This window comes from Roseicyclus sediminis (assembly GCF_025515305.1).
GTDB classification, from domain to species: Bacteria; Pseudomonadota; Alphaproteobacteria; order Rhodobacterales; family Rhodobacteraceae; genus Roseibacterium; species Roseibacterium sediminis.
This window is the reverse complement of record NZ_JAOPHT010000004.1, coordinates 212,605-230,082: the sequence shown is the minus strand read 5'-3', so window position 1 is coordinate 230,082 and position 17,478 is coordinate 212,605. Positions and strand designations below refer to the sequence as shown.

At 68.9% G+C, this 17,478-nt stretch carries 19 protein-coding genes; 15 read left to right on the top strand and 4 right to left on the bottom strand.

Annotated elements, in window-relative coordinates:
- The first annotated feature begins 2 nt into the window (after nt 1–2).
- The 3 genes from N8I71_RS08150 to N8I71_RS08140 are packed head-to-tail and all read left to right on the top strand — an operon-like array spanning nt 3 to nt 1,857.
- Nucleotides 3–314, top strand: a complete 312-nt coding sequence (locus N8I71_RS08150) for a MocE family 2Fe-2S type ferredoxin (RefSeq protein WP_262877460.1) — start codon at nt 3–5, stop codon at nt 312–314.
- Nucleotides 311–1,105: a 3-methyl-2-oxobutanoate hydroxymethyltransferase gene (locus tag N8I71_RS08145; RefSeq protein WP_262877459.1), complete on the top strand. Its 795-nt coding sequence runs from the start codon at nt 311–313 to the stop codon at nt 1,103–1,105. The genes N8I71_RS08150 and N8I71_RS08145 overlap by 4 nt, the downstream gene beginning before the upstream one ends.
- Nucleotides 1,102–1,857, top strand: a complete 756-nt coding sequence (locus N8I71_RS08140) for an SDR family oxidoreductase (protein WP_262877458.1) — start codon at nt 1,102–1,104, stop codon at nt 1,855–1,857. The genes N8I71_RS08145 and N8I71_RS08140 overlap by 4 nt, the downstream gene beginning before the upstream one ends.
- A gap of 26 nt (nt 1,858–1,883) precedes the next feature.
- Here the strand turns inward: N8I71_RS08140 and N8I71_RS08135 are convergent, their stop codons facing one another.
- Nucleotides 1,884–2,933, bottom strand: a complete 1,050-nt coding sequence (locus N8I71_RS08135; protein ID WP_262877457.1) for a LacI family DNA-binding transcriptional regulator — start codon at nt 2,931–2,933, stop codon at nt 1,884–1,886.
- Between the two features lie 170 nt (nt 2,934–3,103).
- Here N8I71_RS08135 and N8I71_RS08130 point away from each other — a divergent pair, with 170 nt between their 5' ends.
- The 9 genes from N8I71_RS08130 (at nt 3,104) to N8I71_RS08090 (ending at nt 12,766) form a co-directional block, all read left to right on the top strand.
- Nucleotides 3,104–3,829, top strand: a complete 726-nt coding sequence (locus tag N8I71_RS08130) for an SDR family NAD(P)-dependent oxidoreductase (protein ID WP_262877456.1) — start codon at nt 3,104–3,106, stop codon at nt 3,827–3,829.
- A 9-nt stretch (nt 3,830–3,838) separates the two neighbouring features.
- Complete coding sequence (locus tag N8I71_RS08125) at nt 3,839–4,993, top strand: Gfo/Idh/MocA family protein (protein WP_262877455.1); 1,155 nt, start codon at nt 3,839–3,841, stop codon at nt 4,991–4,993.
- A 12-nt stretch (nt 4,994–5,005) separates the two neighbouring features.
- Nucleotides 5,006–5,920: a sugar phosphate isomerase/epimerase family protein gene (locus N8I71_RS08120; RefSeq protein WP_262877454.1), complete on the top strand. Its 915-nt coding sequence runs from the start codon at nt 5,006–5,008 to the stop codon at nt 5,918–5,920.
- Nucleotides 5,921–6,000: 80 nt separating this feature from the next.
- Complete coding sequence (locus N8I71_RS08115; protein ID WP_262877453.1) at nt 6,001–7,041, top strand: ABC transporter substrate-binding protein; 1,041 nt, start codon at nt 6,001–6,003, stop codon at nt 7,039–7,041.
- A gap of 85 nt (nt 7,042–7,126) precedes the next feature.
- Nucleotides 7,127–8,641 carry a sugar ABC transporter ATP-binding protein gene (locus N8I71_RS08110; protein ID WP_262877452.1) on the top strand — a complete coding sequence of 505 codons (1,515 nt, stop codon included), beginning with the start codon at nt 7,127–7,129 and terminating at the stop codon, nt 8,639–8,641.
- Nucleotides 8,638–9,579, top strand: a complete 942-nt coding sequence (locus tag N8I71_RS08105; RefSeq protein ID WP_262877451.1) for an ABC transporter permease — start codon at nt 8,638–8,640, stop codon at nt 9,577–9,579. The genes N8I71_RS08110 and N8I71_RS08105 overlap by 4 nt, the downstream gene beginning before the upstream one ends.
- Nucleotides 9,576–10,565, top strand: coding sequence for an ABC transporter permease (locus N8I71_RS08100; RefSeq protein ID WP_262877450.1), 990 nt, complete (start codon nt 9,576–9,578; stop codon nt 10,563–10,565). The genes N8I71_RS08105 and N8I71_RS08100 overlap by 4 nt, the downstream gene beginning before the upstream one ends.
- Nucleotides 10,566–10,577: 12 nt before the next feature.
- Nucleotides 10,578–11,654 (top strand): Gfo/Idh/MocA family protein, encoded by a 1,077-nt coding sequence (locus N8I71_RS08095; RefSeq protein WP_262877449.1) that lies wholly within the window; start codon nt 10,578–10,580, stop codon nt 11,652–11,654.
- Nucleotides 11,651–12,766 carry a Gfo/Idh/MocA family protein gene (locus N8I71_RS08090; protein WP_262877448.1) on the top strand — a complete coding sequence of 372 codons (1,116 nt, stop codon included), beginning with the start codon at nt 11,651–11,653 and terminating at the stop codon, nt 12,764–12,766. Before N8I71_RS08095 ends, N8I71_RS08090 begins: the two co-directional genes overlap by 4 nt.
- A 19-nt stretch (nt 12,767–12,785) precedes the next feature.
- Here the strand turns inward: N8I71_RS08090 and N8I71_RS08085 are convergent, their stop codons facing one another.
- Nucleotides 12,786–13,814, bottom strand: a complete 1,029-nt coding sequence (locus N8I71_RS08085; RefSeq protein WP_262877447.1) for an SIS domain-containing protein — start codon at nt 13,812–13,814, stop codon at nt 12,786–12,788.
- Between the two features lie 64 nt (nt 13,815–13,878).
- On the opposite strand from N8I71_RS08085, the gene N8I71_RS08080 reads away from it, so the two are divergent.
- Entirely contained in the window at nt 13,879–14,895 is a 1,017-nt protein-coding gene (locus N8I71_RS08080) for a Gfo/Idh/MocA family protein (RefSeq protein WP_262877446.1), read from the top strand.
- A gap of 31 nt (nt 14,896–14,926) precedes the next feature.
- Here N8I71_RS08080 and N8I71_RS08075 read toward each other — a convergent pair whose 3' ends face one another.
- Nucleotides 14,927–15,337: a RidA family protein gene (locus N8I71_RS08075; RefSeq protein ID WP_262877445.1), complete on the bottom strand. Its 411-nt coding sequence runs from the start codon at nt 15,335–15,337 to the stop codon at nt 14,927–14,929.
- 189 nt (nt 15,338–15,526) lie between these two features.
- Here N8I71_RS08075 and N8I71_RS08070 point away from each other — a divergent pair, with 189 nt between their 5' ends.
- Nucleotides 15,527–16,246 (top strand): helix-turn-helix transcriptional regulator, encoded by a 720-nt coding sequence (locus N8I71_RS08070; RefSeq protein WP_262877444.1) that lies wholly within the window; start codon nt 15,527–15,529, stop codon nt 16,244–16,246.
- 6 nt (nt 16,247–16,252) lie between these two features.
- Here N8I71_RS08070 and msrB read toward each other — a convergent pair whose 3' ends face one another.
- Entirely contained in the window at nt 16,253–16,738 is a 486-nt protein-coding gene (gene msrB / locus N8I71_RS08065; RefSeq protein ID WP_262877443.1) for a peptide-methionine (R)-S-oxide reductase MsrB, read from the bottom strand.
- Nucleotides 16,739–17,032: 294 nt separating this feature from the next.
- Between msrB and N8I71_RS08060 the strand changes: the two genes are divergently transcribed.
- Nucleotides 17,033–17,473: a hypothetical protein gene (locus N8I71_RS08060; RefSeq protein WP_262877442.1), complete on the top strand. Its 441-nt coding sequence runs from the start codon at nt 17,033–17,035 to the stop codon at nt 17,471–17,473.
- Nucleotides 17,474–17,478 lie beyond the last annotated feature (5 nt).

Here is a 17,478-nt window from a genome sequence, read left to right as displayed (position 1 = left end):
ACATGGGCGACTGGGTGGATGTCTGCGCGCTCGACGAGATCGAGGAGGAGGACGTGATCCGCTTCGACCATGGCGGGCGGACCTTCGCGATCTACCGCGACATGGAGGATGGCGTCTGGTGCACCGACGGGCTGTGCACGCACGAGCAGGTGCACCTGGCCGACGGTCTCGTGATGGACGACACGATCGAATGCCCCAAGCATAACGGGCGCTTCAACTACAAGACGGGCGCGGCACTGCGCAGTCCCGTCTGCGTGGCGCTGGCCACCTACCCGGCCCGCGTCGAGGGCGGGCGCGTCAAGGTGCAGGTATGACGCCGCGCCCCACCGTCGCCGATCTCCGCGCGCTGAAGGGCAAGCGGCAGCTCACGATGCTGCGCTACTTCACGCTCGACGAGGCCGCGGCGGCGGAGGCGGCGGGGATCGACATCGCCAGCGTCCCGCCGGAGCTTGTCGGCCATCCGCATTACCGCGAGGTCGCGCCGTCGGTCTTCTCGATGACCGGCAAGGCGCATCCCGAGGCGGGCACGTCCGACGACTACCTCCGCTTCTGCGGGCAGATGCTGGAGGCCGGGGCGGACGCGCTTTACTGCTCGGGCTCGCTGCGGACGGTCGAGATGCTGGCCCGCGAATGGGTGCCGGTCGTGGGGCATGCGGGCCTCGTCCCCTCGCGCGCGACCTTCACGGGGGGCTTCCGGGCCGTGGGCCGGGACGCGGGCAGCGCGATCAGGCTTTTCGAGGAATGCCGCGCCTACCAGGAAGCGGGCGCCATCGCGGTCGAGATCGAGGTCGTCCCGGCGCGCGTGGCCAGCGAGATCTCGAAGCGGCTCGACATCCTGCTGTGGTCCATGGGCGCGGGCGCCGGCTGCGACGCGCAGTATCTCTTCGCCGAGGACATCCTGGGCGAGGGCAAGACCCGCGTGCCGCGCCACGCCAAGGTCTACCGCGACTTCGCCGGCGAATACGCGCGGTTGCAGGCCGAGCGCGTGGCGGCCTTCTTGGAGTTCCGGGCCGATGTCGAAAGCGGGGCCTTCCCCGAGGAGACGCATCTCGTCGGGATAGCCGAGGAGGAATTCGCGCGCTTCATGGAAGGGATCGGCGGATGAGGGCGGGCCTCGACGGGATGGTGGTCATCGTCACGGGCGCTGCCCGCGGCATCGGCGCGGCCATCGCGCGGCAGGCGGCGGAGGCCGGGGCGGAGGCGCTGGTGCTGGTGGACCGCGACCCGGTGACCTTCGACCTGCCCTGCCCGGTCGAAACGGTGACGACCGACCTCGCCCTGCCCGACGCGCCGAAGGACGTCGTCGCCGCGGCACTCGCCCGCTTCGGCCGGATCGACGGGCTTGTGAACGCCGCGGGGCTGACGACGCGGGCGGGCTACGGGGACGCGACGGTGGAACTCTGGAACCGGATGTTCTCGGTCAACACGCGCGCGCCCTTCTTCCTGATGGACGGGGCCATCGCGGACATGAAGCGCCGCGGACAGCCCGGATCGATCGTCAACATCCTGTCGATGAACGCCCATTGCGGGCAGCCCGACCTCGCCGTCTATTCCGCGACCAAGGGCGCGCTCCTGACGCTTACGAAGAACGCCGCGCATGCGCACATGGCCGACCGGATCCGGGTGAACGGGATCAACCTCGGCTGGGCCGATACCGAGACGGAGCGGCACCTGCACGCGGTGACGCTCGGCCGGGGCGAGGGATGGCTCGATGCGCGGGCGGCGGAAACGCCCCTCGGCCGCCTGATCAGCCCCGAGGATTGCGCGCGGCAGGCGGTGTGGATGCTTAGCCCGGCCTCGGCGCCGATGACGGGCATCTGCCTCGACCTCGAACAGACCGTGACCGGGGCGCCGTGATGACTTCCGGGCTATGGGATTCCGGATCAGGGCGGGGGCGCGGTGCTGTCGCGGACGACGAGTTCCACGTCGACCATGCCGTGGAGCGGCGGCGCCACCGCGGCGCCGGGACCGAGCCGCGGCAGAAGCGCCTTGGCCGCCTCCCGGCCGAGCCGGTGGCGGTCCTGCCGGATCGTGGTGAGCGAGGGCACGTAGTATTCCGACATGTCGATGTCGTCGAAGCCGACCACCGAGATGTCCCCCGGCACCGACAGCCCCCGCGCCTGCAGCCCGGCGATCAGTCCGAAGGCGACCATGTCGGCGGCGCAGAAGACGGCCGTGGGCCGTTCCGCCATCCCGAGGATCAGCTCGGCCGCGCGGTGGCCGGACTCGAGCGAGAAGTCGCCGCGGATGATCCATTCCTCCCGCGCCGGCAGGCCCAGACGGGCGCGTTCCTCCAGCATGCCCAGACGCCGGGCGGCGGTCAGCACGTTTCCCTCGGGCCCGGTGACATGGGCGATCTTGCGGTGGCCCAGCGCATGCAGGTGCCGGATGGCGAGGCGCGCGCCCTCTGCATTGTCGGTGCGGATGACCGGGAAATCCGCGCCTTCCACCCATTCGCAGAGAAAGACGATGCGCCCGCCCACCCCGGCCTCGACGCAGGCCCTGAGCGCGACCGGATCGAGCCCGCCGTCGAGCGAGATCACGCCGTCGATACGCCCGTCGAGGAAGTAGCCCGGAAGCTCCCCCTCGCGCAGGGGGCGGCTTTCGGTGTCGGCGATGAGAACGGCATAATCGCTGTCCGCGAAGCCATCGGAGATGCCGGCGAGGATGCGGGAATAGAACGGCTTGCCGAGGTTCGGCACGAGAACGAGGACCGCGCCCGCGCGCTGCATCCGCAGGTTCCGCGCGGCCTGGTTCACGCGGTAGCCAGTGGTCCGGATCGCGTCCATGACCGCGGCGCGGGTGCGCTCGGACAGGAGGTCGGGATTGCTGAGCGCACGACTGACCGTGGCCGTGGAGACGCCCGCGGCGCGGGCCACGTCCTGGATCGTGGCCGATTTCTGGGCCGCGCGGATCTCTCTTGTATCGCTCACAAACGGGTTGACTCGAATCCGATCATGCCTCGAAGATGTAATCGATTTCATCGGACCGGGAAACATCTATCCGGTCATGAAAACGATTACAGACGCGGAATACCGCGCGAAGGGAGGTCTGACTTGGTGATGCGTCGCAGGATGCGCCATCCGTTCCGGAGGCACGGCTGATGCCGGGGGCGTCCTTCGATTTCGGGGGCCTGACGGCGGTCGTCGTCGGCGCGAGCCGTGGCGGGATCGGCGCCGCCATCGCGCGCGCCTTTCAAGACGCAGGCGCCGAGGTTCACATCACCGGGGCCGAGCCCTCGCCCGACCCGGTCGATGCGGACCGCTTTGCCTACACGCAGCTCGACGTGACCGACACCGAGGCCGTCCGCGCGTTCGCCGCTACCCTGCCCCGCGTGGACATCCTCGTGAACTGCGCCGCGATCACGCGCCGTGGCGAGGAGATGGCGCCCGACTTCTTCTCCCACGTCCTCGACGTGAACCTCACCGGCAGCTTCCGCTGCGCCGAGGCGATGCACCCGGCGCTCAAGGCCGCCAAGGGGGCGATCGTGAACATCGCCTCCATGTATGCGCGCTTCGGCAGCCCCCGGAACCCGGCCTACGGATCGTCCAAGGCGGGGGTGGAGCAGCTGACGAAGTCGCTCGCCATCGCCTGGGCGCAGGACGGGATAAGGGTCAACGCGGTGGCGCCCGGCTTCATCGTGACCGAGCAATCGGCCCGCGCGCGGCAGGACCCCGCCTTCGTCGCCGGGGTGGAGGCACGGACCCCCATGGGGCGCTGGGGCCAGCCCGGCGACATCGTCGGCGCGGTCCTGTTCCTCGCCTCACCGGCCGCGGCCTTCATGACGGGCACCTGCCTGCCGGTGGACGGGGGATACTCGGTTGTCTGAGGAGGGGAGATGACGGATTTCGCAGGGATCGGCGCCGCGGTCATCGGCACGGGCTTCATCGGCACGGTGCATGTGCAGGCGCTGAGGCGGCTTGGCGTGCAGGTCAGGGGCGTGCTCGGCTCCTCGCCCGGACGGGGCGCGGCGCGGGCGGCCGACATCGGCGTGGCCCATGCCTACGCGTCGCTCGACGAACTGCTGGCGGATGACGCCGTGGACGTGGTCCACGTCACCTCGCCCAACCACGCGCACTACGAGCAGGTGAAGGCGATCCTCGCGGCCGGCAAGAACGTGATCTGCGAGAAGCCGCTCGCCATGACATCCGAGCAATCGGCCGAGATGGTGGAGATCGCGAAGGCCAGCGGAAAGGTCGCCGCCGTCTGCTACAACATCCGCTTCTATCCGCTGAACCAGCAGGCCCATGGCATGGTCCGGGCCGGGGAGCTCGGCGACATCCGCTTCGTCACCGGGCATTACCACCAGGACTGGCTGGCCAAGCCCACCGACTGGAACTGGCGGCTGCAATCCGAGATGGGCGGCGCGCTACGCTCGGTCGGCGATATCGGAACGCACTGGGTGGACCTGACGGGCTTCATCACCGGGCTGAAGGCCGAGGCGGTGATGGCGGAGCTCACCACCTTCCTGCCCGAACGCGAGAGGCCGACCGGCCCGGTCGAGACCTTTTCCAGCGCCGCCGGAGCCACGGAAACCGTGAAGATCGACACCGACGACGCCGCGATGATCGTGATCCGCTACGAGGGCGGCGCACGGGGCGTGATGAGCACGAGCCAGATCAACATCGGCCGCAAGAACTCGCTGCAATGGGACGTGGCAGGCTCGAAGGCGAGCGCAGCCTGGGACAGCGAGACGCCCGATCACCTGTTCATCGGGCACCGCGACGGGCCGAACGAGGTCCTGATGCGGGACTTCACGCTGATGAACGCCACGGGCACGGCGGCGGCAAGCCTGCCGCCCGGCCATGTCGAAGGCTTCGCCGACAGCTTCTTCGCCTTCTTCCGCGCGGTTTACGCTGACGTCGCGGCGGGCGGGCGGCAGGCGGGCTCGACCTGGGCCACGTTCGAGGACGGACACTACGAGATGGTCTTCTGCGACGCGGTCCTGCGCTCTGGCCGGGAAGGCCGCTGGGTGAGACTGGACGAGATCTGAGGGAGAGACGCGATGCACCTGGGCCTTCTGACAGCCCCCTTCGAGGACACGCCACTGCTGGAGGTCGCCGACTGGGCGGGCGCCAACGGCTTCTCCGCCTTCGAGGTGGCCTGCTGGCCCGCGAGCGGCGGCGAGAAGCGGCGCTATGCCGGCACGTCCCACATCGACGTGGACGGCCTGACGAAGGCGCAGGGCGAGGAGATCATCGGCGGACTGGCCGAGCGCGGCATCACGATCTCGGGCCTCGGCTACTATCCCAACCCGCTCCATGCCGATGCGGACCACCGCGAGGAGGTGATCGGCCACCTCAGGAAGGTCATCACCGGCGCCTCCACCATGGGGATCAAGGTGGTCAACACCTTCATCGGCGGGGACCGGACGCTCAACGTCGACGAGAACTGGACGCGCGCGCAGGAGATCTTCGCGCCGATCGTGAAGCACGCGGCCGACAGCGGCGTGACGCTGTGCTTCGAGAACTGCCCGATGATCTTCAGCTACGACGAATGGCCGGGCGGGCACAACATCGCCTACAGCCCCCGCATCTGGCGGCGCATCTTCGAGGAATGGGGCGACGCGGTGGCGATGAACTTCGACCCCTCGCACCTGGTCCTGCAGATGATCGACATGAACCGGTTCATCAAGGAATTCGGCCCCCGTTTCGGGCATGTCCACGCCAAGGACCTGATGATCGACCGCGACGGGCTTTACGAACGCGGCATCCTGTCGGCCGGCATGGGCTGGCAGATCCCGCGGCTTTGCGGCCTTGGCGACGTGGACTGGTCCGATTTCTTCTCGGGCCTCTACCGCGCGGGCTACGATGGGCCGGTCATCATCGAGCACGAGGATCGGCTCTTCGAGGGGACCGACGAGAAGATCAAGCGCGGCTTCTGCCTCGCCCGCGACGTGCTGAGCCCGTTCATCAAGTGAACGAGCCAGACATGAACCAACAGGGGCGCCAAGACCCCGAACACCGACTTCATGAACCAATCCAACTGGGAGGACCAGAAATGACCAGAAGACTGATGATGGGAGCGGCCGTCGCCGCACTCTCCGTCACCGTGGCGCCCGCCGCCTTCGCCGATGCACATGGCGGCTACACGATCGGCGTCTCCAACACCGTGCAGGGCAACGGCTGGCGCGAGGAAATGATCTGCGCCATGCGGGCGCAGGCGCTGGTGGAACCGGATGTCACCGGCCTGATCGTGGCCCACCGCAACACCGACAGCGCGGGCCAGCTGGAAGACATCAACAACCTCATCGAGGCGGGCGTCGATGCCATCGTCCTCAACCCCTCGAACCCCGACGCGCTGAACTCCGCGCTCGAGGCCGCGATGGCAGCGGGCATCGTGGTCGTGGCGGTGGACGCGGGCGTGACGGCGGAAGGCGCCTACATCCTGTCCAACAACCAGGAGGAATATGCCTATCTCGGCGCGCGCTGGCTGTTCGAGCAGCTCGGCGGCGAGGGTGACGTGGTCTACATGCGCGGCATCGCCGGCGTCTCGGCCGACACCGACCGCGACAACGGCTTCCGCCGCGCGCTGGCCGAGTTCCCGGGCATCGAGGTGGTGCACGAGGTCTTCACCGGCTGGCAGCAGGACCAGGGCAAGCAGCAGATGTTCGACTTCCTGGCCACCGGCATCCCGTTCGACGGCGTCTGGACGTCGGGCATCGACAACGTGATCGTGGACGCCTTCGTGGAAAGCGGCGCGCCGCTGGTGCCGATCGTGGGCGCCGACAACGCGGGCTTCGTGCAGTACCTGACCACGGTCGAGGGGCTGCAGGGCGCGGCCGTGACGAACCCCGGCTCCGTCGGCGGCGCGGGCATCGCGCTTGCGGTGGACATCCTCAACGGCGAGGCGCCCGACAGCACCACGGTGCTGGTCGATCCCGTCCTGTGGGAGAACACCACCGACGAGGGCCGCGCCACGATCATGGCGGCGCAGAACCCCAACCTCGACCCCGAATGGCCGGTCTCCGTCTCGATCCCCGGATGGACCGACTACACGATGGAGCAGATCATCGCCTGCGAAGGCCCCGGCGAAGGCTGATCGGTATCCTCCCCGCGGCTCCCGGACCCCTGCGCGGGTTCGGGGGCCGCACCCTCGAGCAGCATAACCCACGGGCAGCGACCGCATGACCTCCCATCCCGATCCCCTGCCCGCCTCGACGGCGGACGCGCTTCTGGACGCGCGCAACGTCGCCAAGAGTTTCGGGGCCGTGCGCGCGCTGACGGACGCAAGCCTGACCGTCCGGCGTGGCGAGGTCGTCGCGCTGATGGGCGCCAACGGCGCCGGCAAGTCCACCTTCGTGAAGATCCTCACGGGCGCGATCCGGCCCGATGCCGGCCGCGTCACGATCCGGGGCGCCGAGGCCCGCGTCGGCTCGCCCGCCGAGGCGCGGCGCTCGGGCCTCGTGCCGGTCTACCAGGAACCCTCGTTGATCCCCGATCTCGATGTGTCCGACAACCTGCGTCTCGGCGATACCGATGCCGAGGCCTTCCGCCACTGGGCGGCCGAGCTTGGCCACCCGGAACTGCGGCTCGACGCGATGATCCGCGATCTGCCGCTTGCGACGCTCCGCATCATCGACCTCGCCCGAGCGCTGGCGAGCACGCCCGATGTCCTGCTGCTCGACGAACTCACCGCCGCCTTGCCCACCGACCTCGTGGAGCGCGTGCTTCGCGTCGCGAGGGCCCAGGCCGATGACGGGCGCGGCGTCATCTACATCTCCCACCGCTTCGCCGAGATCGCGGAACTCTGCGACCGCGCCACCGTCCTGCGGGACGGGCGAAGCGTCGGCGACGTGGAGATCACCGAAGGCGTCGAGGACCGTGTGGTCGAGATGATGCTGGGCACGCGGATCGACCTGGGCAAGCGCGCGGCCGAAACCGCACGGCCGAGGCCGGAGGGCCGCCCGCGCCTCCGGGTGCAGAACCTTGCCGCCGCGCCGAAGCTGACCGATGCCAGCTTCGAGCTGCACCCCGGCGAGGTGCTGGGCGTCGTCGCCCTCGAAGGCCAGGGGCAGGACGAACTCTTCGAGGTGCTGGCGGGCTTCCGCAAGCCCGCCGGGGGCACCATCGAGATCGACGGCGCGCCCGCCCGCTTCCGCCATCCCGCCGACGCCATCGCCGCGGGGCTCAGCTTCGTCCCCGGGAACCGGGCCGAGGCGCTGTTCCGCGAGCGCTCGGTCCGCGAGAACATCGCGATGCCGTTTTCCGCCCGCGCCCGCACCTGGGGTCCGCTGCGCCTCCGCCACGAGAAGACGCGCGTGGCCGAGGCGGTGGAGCGGCTCCAGATCGACACCCGCGCGCAGGGCGAGGTTCAGCGGCTTTCGGGCGGGAACCAGCAGAAGGTCACCATCGGCCGCTGGCTGGCCCATGGGGTGAAGACGCTGCTCCTGTTCGACCCGACGCGCGGGATCGACGTGAGGACCAAGCGGCAGATCTACCCCCTTGTCCGCGAACTGGCCGAACAGGGCGCGGCGATCCTCTATTTCACCTCCGAACTGGGGGAAGTGCCGCTGGCCTGCGACCGGGCGGTGGTCATCTTCAACGGCCGCGTCGTCGACCTCGTCGAGGCCACCGAGGCCACCGAGGAACGGCTGATGCGCGCGGCCTACGGGCTCGGCACGGCGGAGGGCGCGGCATGAGCTTCGTGCGCAAGAACGCCTGGACGCTCGGCCTGATCGCGCTTTTCTTCGTGCTGCTCGGCGTGACGCGGCTGATCCAGCCGAGCTTCGGGGTCTCGGGACTGGAAAGCCTCGCCCGCGCCGCGCTTCCCTTCGCCTTCGCCACGGCGGCCATGGCCGTCGTCGTCATCGTCGGGGGTATCGATCTGTCCGTGGCCTCGATGATGGCCGTGTGTTCGGTCACCGCGGCGGTCCTGATGCAGACCATGGGGGGCGTGCCCGCGATCCTCATCACGCTGGCGGTCGGCGCGCTGATGGGCCTCATCAACGGGGTGCTGATCGTGGTGACGCGGGTGCCCGACATCGTGGTGACGCTTGCCATGCTGTTCGTATGGGAAGGCACCGCGCTTCTGATCCTGAACTCGCCGGGCGGCGCGGCGGCGCCCTTCCTGCGCGAGGCGATCGTGGGATCGGTCCTGATCGACGGGCTGCCACAGGCGCTGATCGTGATGGCGGTGATCGTCGCCCTGATCTGGGTGCCGCTGAAACGCTCGAAGCTCGGGCTCGCGATCTACGCCACCGGATCGGACGAGAACGCGGCCTTCCGCTCGGGCGTCGCTGTGGGCCGCACCAAGGCCGCGGCCTACGCGTTCTGCGGCCTGTTCTCGGCTTTCGGAGGCCTGAGCCTTCTGGCGCTGACCGGCATCGGAGAGCCCGTGCCAGGCCCATACCTGCTGGCCGCCGTCGCCGCCGTCGTGCTGGGCGGCGTGACACTGGGCGGGGGGATCGGCGGACTGCTGGGGCCGATCATCGCGGTCTTCATCCTCAGGATCATCCGCACGATCCTGACGCTCGCGGCGGTGGACCCGAACGTGACGACCATCGTGGAAGGCACCATCATGGTCGGCGTCGTGATGTTCGGCGCCTTCCTGATGATGCGCGGGAGGGGACCGACATGAGCGACATCCACCCGCAGGCCGAGACGGAAACCCGCGCGCTGGTGCGGCTCGGCCGGTTCCTGAAGGACAACCCGGTCATCCCGCTGATCGGCCTCCTGTTCCTCCTGATCGGGGCGCTGGAGCTGATGCGGCCCGGCATCATCTCGCCCTTCTGGGCCGGGAACACGATCAAGTTCGCCATCCCCCTCGCCATGCTCGCTGCCTGCCAGGTGCTGACCATGCTGACGGGGGGGATCGACCTGTCCGCCGGGATCGTGGCCACCTGCGCGGCCTTCGTCGCCGCAACGCTGACGCCTCTGATCGGGCCCGTTCCGGCCATGCTGACCGCCATGGTCGTGGGCGCGATCGTGGGTCTTGTGAACGGCTTCGGGGTGGGGATCGCGCGGGTCCATCCACTGATCATGACGCTGGGGACGGGGTTGATCGCCACGGGCTGCCTGCAGGTCTACCAGCGCTACGTCATCGCCACGGGCACCGACATTCCCGACATCCTCGAATGGCTCGGCACGGGCCGCACGGCGGGGCTGCCCAATGGCCTTTTCCTCTTCGTGCCCTTCGCGGTCTTCATCCTGTGGCTCATGCGGTATACCGGCTTCGGCCGGCTCCTCTTCGCGCTCGGCTCGAACGAGAAGGCGGCGAAGCTTTCGGGCGTGCGCAGCTGGCAGGTGCTGATGGCGCTTTACGTGCTGTCGGGCCTGATCGCGGCGCTGACGGGTCTCCTCTATCTCGGCATGATCCGCGCGCCGTCCCTCAGCCTCGCCAATCCGCTGATGCTGCCTTCCGTTGCGGCCGCCGTGATCGGCGGCACCTCGATCTTCGGCGGGCGGGGCAGTTTCGCGGGCGCCATCGTCGGCGCGCTGATCCTGCGCGTGATCGAGACCATGCTGACGCTCGCGCGGATGCCCGAGGGCGCACGGATCGCGCTCTTCGGGCTCATCATCCTCGCCGTCACGGCGCTCTACGTCCGCTTCACCGAACAACGCTGAGGGAAGAAAGACATGTCGAAGTTCCGTATCGTCGGCATCAGTTTCGACCACATGCACATGGGCGACCTCCTGCGCCTCGTGCATGAGCATCCCGAGGCGGAGATCGCGGGGCTCTACGACCCCGACCTTGCGAAGATGCAAGGCGTGGCGGGCAAGTTCGGCGTGGCCGAGGACCGCTATTTCACCGATTTCGACGCCTGCATGGCGTCCGGCCCCTACGACATGGCGATCCTCTGCGCCGCCACCGCCGAGCACGCGGATTACGTCGAACGCCTCGCGCCCCATGGCGTCCACGTCTTCGTCGAGAAGCCCTTCGCCGCCTCCACCGCCGACGCGCGCCGGATGATCGCGGCGATGGAGGGCACGGGCAGGCAAATGGCCATCAACTGGCCGCTGCGCTGGGTCGAAAGCCACGTGACCGCGAAACGGCTGATCGACGAGGGGATGATCGGGGAGTTGCGCGAGGTGCATTTCTACGACGGCAACCGCGGGCCGCTGTGGCATCTCGCCGACAAGGTGGAGGTCAGCCCCGAGGAAGTGGAGCGCCAGAAGCCCGACAGCTGGTGGTACAAGAAGGCCAGCGGAGGCGGGTCGTTGCTCGACTACATGGGCTATGGGGCGACGCTGGGAACCTGGTACATGAACGGGCGCGCACCGCTCGAGGTGACCTGCACGGTGGACGAGACGCCAGGGATCGAGGTCGACCAGCACGCCGTCGCCGTCTGCCGCTATGCCACCGGGCTTTCCCGGATGGAGACGCGCTGGGGCACCTTCACCGACCCCTGGACACATCAGCCGCAGCCCACGTGCGGCTTCACCTTCGTGGGCAGCGACGGGACCATCGCCTCCCCCGATTACGCAAGCCACGTGACCGTCCAGACCCGCGCGCGGCCCGAGCGGCACGAGATCCCCGTCGACCCCCTGAAGGAGGGAGAGCGCAACGCGATCGAATACGTGCTGGGCTGTCTCGCGCGCGGCGAGAAGGTGGGCGGCCCGCTCGACCCCGCGCTCTGCCTGACGGCGCAACGCATCGTGGACACCGCCGCCCGTTCGGCCGCCGAGAAGCGCACGCTGGAGTTGATCCCATGACCGAAGACGCAGGCGATACCGACACCTACGCGCTCAAGTCTGCGGCCCTGCCCGAGATCGCGGCGCCCGACCTGCCCTACAAGCCGCCGATGCCGAAGTCCTACCGCCCCCGGATCGGGATGATCGGGACCGGCGGGATCTCGGCAAGCCATCTCGACGCCTACAGGACGGCGGGCTGGGAGGTCGCGGCGCTGTGGAACCGGACGCGGTCGAAGGCCGAGGCGAAGGCCGCCGAATACTGCCCAGCCGCGCGGATCGAGGACGATTGGCAGGCGATGCTCTCCGACAGCGAGATCGACGTGATCGACGTCACCCTCCACCCAGAGCACCGCGCGCCGATCATCGAAGCCGCGCTGAAGGCGGGCAAGCATGTGCTGAGCCAGAAGCCTTTCGTCACCGACCTCGGTGTCGGCGAGGACCTCGTGAAACTCGCCGAGGACAAGGGATGCAGGCTTGCCGTCAACCAGAACGGCCGCTGGGCGCCGCACAAGGCCTGGATGCGCGAGGCCGTGAAGGGCGGACTGATCGGCGAGGTCCTCTCGGCGCATGTCTCGCTGCACTGGAACCACGGCTGGACGGCCGGAACCCCGTTCGACGAGATCGAGGATCTCGTCCTCTACGATTTCGGCGTCCATTGGTTCGACTTCGTGGCCTCGCTTACGGGACGCCGCGCGCGCTCGGTCTTTGCGACCTCGGCCCGTGGGGCCGGACAGGCCAACAAGGTGCCGCTTCTTGCGCAGGCGCTGGTGCGGTTGGATGGCGGGCAGGCGAGCCTCGTTTTCGACGGCGGCACGCCCCACGGGCCACGCGACACGACCTATGTCGGGGGCACGGAGGGCAGCCTCGTGTCGGATGGCCCGGACCTCGGCGCGCAGACGGTCACGCTGACGACGGCGCAGGGGATCGCGCGGCCCGTGCTGGAGGGCCAGTGGTTCAACGACGGGTTCCGCGGTACGATGGGCGAGCTTCTTTGCGCGATCGAGGAGGGGCGCGAGCCCGAGAACTCGGCGCGCGAGAACCTCTTCAGCCTCGCCCTCGCCTTCGCGGCGGTCCGGAGCAGGATCACCGGGCGGGAAGTCGAGGTCGGCGCAGCCCGGCGACTGGAAAGCTAGCGCAGGGCGACATCGCCCCTCACGTCGTCTCGGTCACCTTGCGCAGATGGCGCGGCATGTCGGGGTCGAGACCGCGCGACACGGCCACCCGTTCGATCATCGCGTAGAAGCTGACGATCAGCGACAGCGGATCGGTGAGCGGATGGCCGGTGCGCACCGTCGGCAGGGCATGCGCCACGCGCACCCTGTCGGTCGTGGCGAAAACCAGGGCCCCTTTCCCGGCCAGCGCATCGGCGACCTCCGCCAGCGGCCCTTCCGCCGCATCGGCGGCCGAGAAGGCCAGCACGGGAAAGCCGCGCTCGACGATCGAGACCGGCCCATGCAGCACCTCGGCGGAGGAATAGCTTTCGGCGTGGAGTTGGCAGACCTCCTTGAACTTCAGCGCCGCCTCGTTCGAGATCGCCCAGGACGGCCCCCGGCCCAGCGTGTAGAGCGACCCCTCGCCCACGACGCCCGCCACCGCGCTCCAGTCGGCCTCGACGGCTTCGGCGAGCCGGCCGGGCAAGGCCTGGATCGCGGCGAGAAGATCGGTGTCTCCCGTCATCTCCGCCAGCACCCAGAGACAGGCGAGCGCGGAGGTCACGAAGGTCTTGGTCGCCGCCACGCTCAGTTCGGGGCCCGCGTGGATGTCGAGGGTCGCGTCCGCAGCCCCTGCCAGCGGCGAGGCCGCATCGTTCGTCACCGCAACCGTGTAGGCCCCGCCCGTCCGCGCCGCCCGCGTCAGGTCCACGATGTCGGGGCTCCGGCCCGATTGCGAGACAGACAGGCAGACCGCGCCCGCCATCTTCAGCTTCGCCCCGTAGATCGAGGCGACCGAGGGGCCGACCGAGGCCACGGGAAGGCCGGCCAGCAGCTCGGCCGCATACTTGAAATAGGTGCAGGCGTGGTCGGAGGACCCGCGCGCGACGGTGACGAAGAAGGCCGGATCGCGGTGTGCGATTTCAGCCGCCGCGGCACGCACCGCCGCCGCGCCGTCCGTCAGCAGCCGCTCGACCGCCTGCGGGATCTCGGCCACCTCGCGGCGCATCCGCGTGTCCTGCCCTGTCATGTCCTGCTGCCCTTGCCGTTGCCGCCCCTGGCGTCCATCCTGACGCAAACGGGAGGCGGCTGAAATGACGAAAACGCTGGTGGTGGGCCTTGGAAACATGGGGGTGAGCCACGCGCTCGCCCATCATCGGCTGGAAGGCTCCGAGATCGTCGGCCTCGTGAACCGATCGCCCCGCGACCTGCCCGACGCGCTCGCCCCCTATCCCCGGTTCGACAGCTTCGAGGCCGGAATGGAGACCCGTCCCGACCTCGTCGTGATCGCCACCTATTCCGACAGCCACGCCGACCTCGCCATCGCCGCGATGGAGGCGGGCGCCCATGTCTTCGTGGAAAAGCCGCTGGCCACGACCGTCGCCGATGCCGAGCGCGTGGTGGAGACGGCAACGCGGCTGAACCGCAAGCTCGTGGTGGGCTACATCCTACGCCATCACCCGTCCTGGGTGCGGATGATCGACGAGGCGCGGCGCCTGGGCGGGCCCTACGTCTTCCGCATGAACCTGAACCAGCAGTCGACAGGCGCCGAATGGGCGACGCACAAGGCGCTGATGGCGACGACCTCGCCCATCGTCGACTGCGGCGTCCACTATGTCGACGTGATGTGCCAGGTGACCGATGCCGCCCCCGTCCGCGTGCAGGGGATCGGCCTGCGCCTGTCGGACGAGATCGCGCCGGACATGTACAATTACGGCCAGTTGCAGGTCGTGTTCGAGGACGGATCGGTCGGCTGGTACGAGGCGGGATGGGGCCCGATGATGTCCGAGACGGCGTTTTTCGTGAAGGACATCATCAGCCCGAACGGCGCGGTGTCGATCACGGACGCCGACAAGGGGGCATCCTCGGACATCGACGGGCACACGAAGGTCGGCGGGCTGCTCGTGCACCGGCCGACGGGCGACGAGATGATCGCGCTTGCGGACGAGCCCGGACACCAGGACCTGTGCGACGCGGAACAGGCCTACGTGCTGCGGGCCATCGCCGAGGACATCGACCTGACCCGTCACATGGCGGACGCGGTGCGGTCGCTCGCCATCTGCCTCGCGGCGGACGAGAGCATCCGGACGGGGCGCGTGGTGGAGATGTGAGAGGGGCGGCGGGTCGCGCCGCCCCGTCCAGTCACCCGAGCAGCGCCACGGCGTCGACCTCGAAGAGCATCGGGTCGAGAGCGAGCTTCGGCACGGCCAGCAGCGTCTGCGCGGGCAGGTGATCGCCGAACATGGAGGTCACGGCCTGTGTGAGAACGCCGAGCTTCGACATGTCGTGATCGACGACGTAGACGGTGAGCTTCACGACCTGCCCGGGCCCGGCGCCGAGCGCCTCCAGCACCGCGCCGAGGTTCGCATAGGCCTGCGTGACCTGCGTCGCGAAGTCGGGCGAGAGCCCCCCCGTCGCGTCCTGCCCTCCTTGCCCGGAGATGAAGGCGAGCCGCCCGGTGGCGGGGGCGAGGACGGCGGTGCTGTAGCCGTAGGGACGCGGATCGGGCAGGTTGGGCGGGTTCACGGCCAGCGGGCGTGCGTCATGTGTCATCTTCGGTCTCCTGTGCTGAACTGACAGGGACGGGCCTAGAAGGAAAAGGTGCCACGATCTGGCACCGAAAGTGCTAGGCTGCTTCCATGGCAAACCGCCTCCCACATGACGACAACAGCGCGCCTTCGGCAGGACTCACGCCCGCGCGCCTTCGGCACGACCCATGACCGCGCGCCTTCGGCACGACCCATGACCGCGCGCCTTCGGCACGACGCAATCCTCCGCATCCTCCGCCGCAGCGGCGCCTCCACCGTGGGGGCGCTGGCGGGCGAAGTCGGGGTATCGCGGCGCACGATCCTTCGCGACATCGGTGCGCTGCGCGAGCAGGGCTTTCTCATCCATTCCGAGAGCGGGCGCGGCGGCGGGCTACAGCTCGACCCCAGCTCCATGCAGACGACCGCACGGCTGACCGTGACGGAGGTGTTCGCGCTCCTCGTCAGCGTGGCCGCCATGCGCGCGGCCCGCTCCCTGCCCTTCGCCGACCTCGCCGATGCGGGCCTCGCCAAGATCGAGCGGGCGCTTCCGCGCGAGAAGGTACAGGATCTCCGGCGGATGCTCGACTGCCTCTACGTCGGGCGGCTTTCCCCGAAGCAGGACATCTCGGACATGGGAGCGATGGACGCGGCGCTGCTGCCCGCCTTCGAGGCGGCCTTCCTCGGGCAGCGGTGCCTGCGCTTCGCCTACCGCGATGCGAAGGGTGCCGGGACACGGCGCGAAGTGGAACCTCAGGCCGTCCTGATCCTGCCGCCGCTCTGGTACCTCGTGGCCTGGGACCCGGCGCGAGAGGACTTCCGCCATTTCCGCATGGACCGGATCGCCGCGCCCGAGGTGGTGGAGGACAGGCCCTTCCGGAAACGGCACGTCCCCTTCGACGACGACGTGTGCCCCTATGGCGAACGGGTGAGTTGAGACGCGTCAGGCCGGCCGGAACACCAGCGACACGCCGTTAATGCAATGTCGCTTGCCCGTGGGCCGCGGGCCGTCGTTGAAGACGTGGCCGAGGTGGCTGCCGCAGCGGCGGCAATGGCACTCGGTCCGCACCTGAAAGAACAGCGAGCGGTCCTCCATCGTGCCGATGGCATTCGGCAACGCGTCGTAGAAGCTCGGCCAGCCCGTACCACTGTCATACTTCGTCTCGGAGGAATACAGAGCGAGGTCACAGCCCCGGCAGTGAAAGATGCCCTGCCGGTGTTCGTCGTTGAGCGGGCTCGTGAAGGCACGCTCCGTCGCGGCCTCGCGCATCACGGCGTATTGCAGGTCGCTCAGCATCGCGCGCCATTCGGCCTCGGTGCGGGTGACTTCGAAGGGGCCCTCGGCAATGGCTGCGGCGGCGCGCCGGGACAGCGCGGCCCATGCGGCGCCGAGGCTCGCGGTCCAGCCCAGGAATGATCTGCGGTTCATGGAACACCTCCAGTCCTGCGGTGAGTGTAGCGCGCCCTGCGCCATCCCGCGACCTGTCCGACCTGTTCCGCGTGTCATTCCCGGACAAATGACCGTGAAGAAAGCCCTCTGGCAGGTGCCCCCCGCACCCCCCGAGCGTCGGTTTCGCGCGAGGCGGGGTGCGCGACGTCACATCGCCCGGGCGCCTGCCCGTAGCCCCCCTGCCCGGCGGACAACCACCGTCCATTGATGCAGGTCAATTATTGCGTCCGGAGTAATGGCTACCCTGCCAGCGGGATGGACGGGGGGGCAAGGATGACCAGGACATCGCGACTGCGAACCGGCAACGGCCGGATCGCCCTGAAATACACGTCGCTCTTCCTGTTCGGCGTCATGATGACCGCGATCGTCTACAACACCGTTCTTGGGCTGGTCGCCGTCATCGTGATGGCGACGAGCGGGTCGATCGCATGGTCGGAGCTGCCGGCGCGGTATTGGAACGACTGGATAGGGGTGTTCTTCGTCGGGAGAGAAGAAGTTAACGGCTGGTATACATCCGGCTGGGAATACTTCGTCTGGATGACCACATTCATGGCATCCATGATGATGCCGGTCCTGATCTTCTCGGTCGTGGCCTGGCCTCTGATCTATTGGGCGAAGGACCCCGATCGTCGGGCCCGACGGCTCGTCATACCCTACCTTGTGCTATACGCGGCCAACGTGGCTCTGATCGCCGTCGGCATCTCCCATATCTGAAGCCG

What these genes read in the sequence shown, in the direction of transcription:
- N8I71_RS08150 (WP_262877460.1), top strand. Translation starts at nt 3, where the DNA reads ATGGGCGACTGGGTGGATGTCTGCGCGCTCGACGAGATCGAGGAGGAG.
- N8I71_RS08145 (WP_262877459.1), top strand. Translation starts at nt 311, where the DNA reads ATGACGCCGCGCCCCACCGTCGCCGATCTCCGCGCGCTGAAGGGCAAG.
- N8I71_RS08140 (WP_262877458.1), top strand. Translation starts at nt 1,102, where the DNA reads ATGAGGGCGGGCCTCGACGGGATGGTGGTCATCGTCACGGGCGCTGCC.
- N8I71_RS08130 (WP_262877456.1), top strand. Translation starts at nt 3,104, where the DNA reads ATGCCGGGGGCGTCCTTCGATTTCGGGGGCCTGACGGCGGTCGTCGTC.
- N8I71_RS08125 (WP_262877455.1), top strand. Translation starts at nt 3,839, where the DNA reads ATGACGGATTTCGCAGGGATCGGCGCCGCGGTCATCGGCACGGGCTTC.
- N8I71_RS08120 (WP_262877454.1), top strand. Translation starts at nt 5,006, where the DNA reads ATGCACCTGGGCCTTCTGACAGCCCCCTTCGAGGACACGCCACTGCTG.
- N8I71_RS08115 (WP_262877453.1), top strand. Translation starts at nt 6,001, where the DNA reads ATGACCAGAAGACTGATGATGGGAGCGGCCGTCGCCGCACTCTCCGTC.
- N8I71_RS08110 (WP_262877452.1), top strand. Translation starts at nt 7,127, where the DNA reads ATGACCTCCCATCCCGATCCCCTGCCCGCCTCGACGGCGGACGCGCTT.
- N8I71_RS08105 (WP_262877451.1), top strand. Translation starts at nt 8,638, where the DNA reads ATGAGCTTCGTGCGCAAGAACGCCTGGACGCTCGGCCTGATCGCGCTT.
- N8I71_RS08100 (WP_262877450.1), top strand. Translation starts at nt 9,576, where the DNA reads ATGAGCGACATCCACCCGCAGGCCGAGACGGAAACCCGCGCGCTGGTG.
- N8I71_RS08095 (WP_262877449.1), top strand. Translation starts at nt 10,578, where the DNA reads ATGTCGAAGTTCCGTATCGTCGGCATCAGTTTCGACCACATGCACATG.
- N8I71_RS08090 (WP_262877448.1), top strand. Translation starts at nt 11,651, where the DNA reads ATGACCGAAGACGCAGGCGATACCGACACCTACGCGCTCAAGTCTGCG.
- N8I71_RS08085 (WP_262877447.1), bottom strand. Translation starts at nt 13,814, where the DNA reads ATGACAGGGCAGGACACGCGGATGCGCCGCGAGGTGGCCGAGATCCCG.
- N8I71_RS08080 (WP_262877446.1), top strand. Translation starts at nt 13,879, where the DNA reads ATGACGAAAACGCTGGTGGTGGGCCTTGGAAACATGGGGGTGAGCCAC.
- N8I71_RS08075 (WP_262877445.1), bottom strand. Translation starts at nt 15,337, where the DNA reads ATGACACATGACGCACGCCCGCTGGCCGTGAACCCGCCCAACCTGCCC.
- N8I71_RS08070 (WP_262877444.1), top strand. Translation starts at nt 15,527, where the DNA reads ATGACCGCGCGCCTTCGGCACGACGCAATCCTCCGCATCCTCCGCCGC.
- msrB (WP_262877443.1), bottom strand. Translation starts at nt 16,738, where the DNA reads ATGAACCGCAGATCATTCCTGGGCTGGACCGCGAGCCTCGGCGCCGCA.
- N8I71_RS08060 (WP_262877442.1), top strand. Translation starts at nt 17,033, where the DNA reads ATGACCAGGACATCGCGACTGCGAACCGGCAACGGCCGGATCGCCCTG.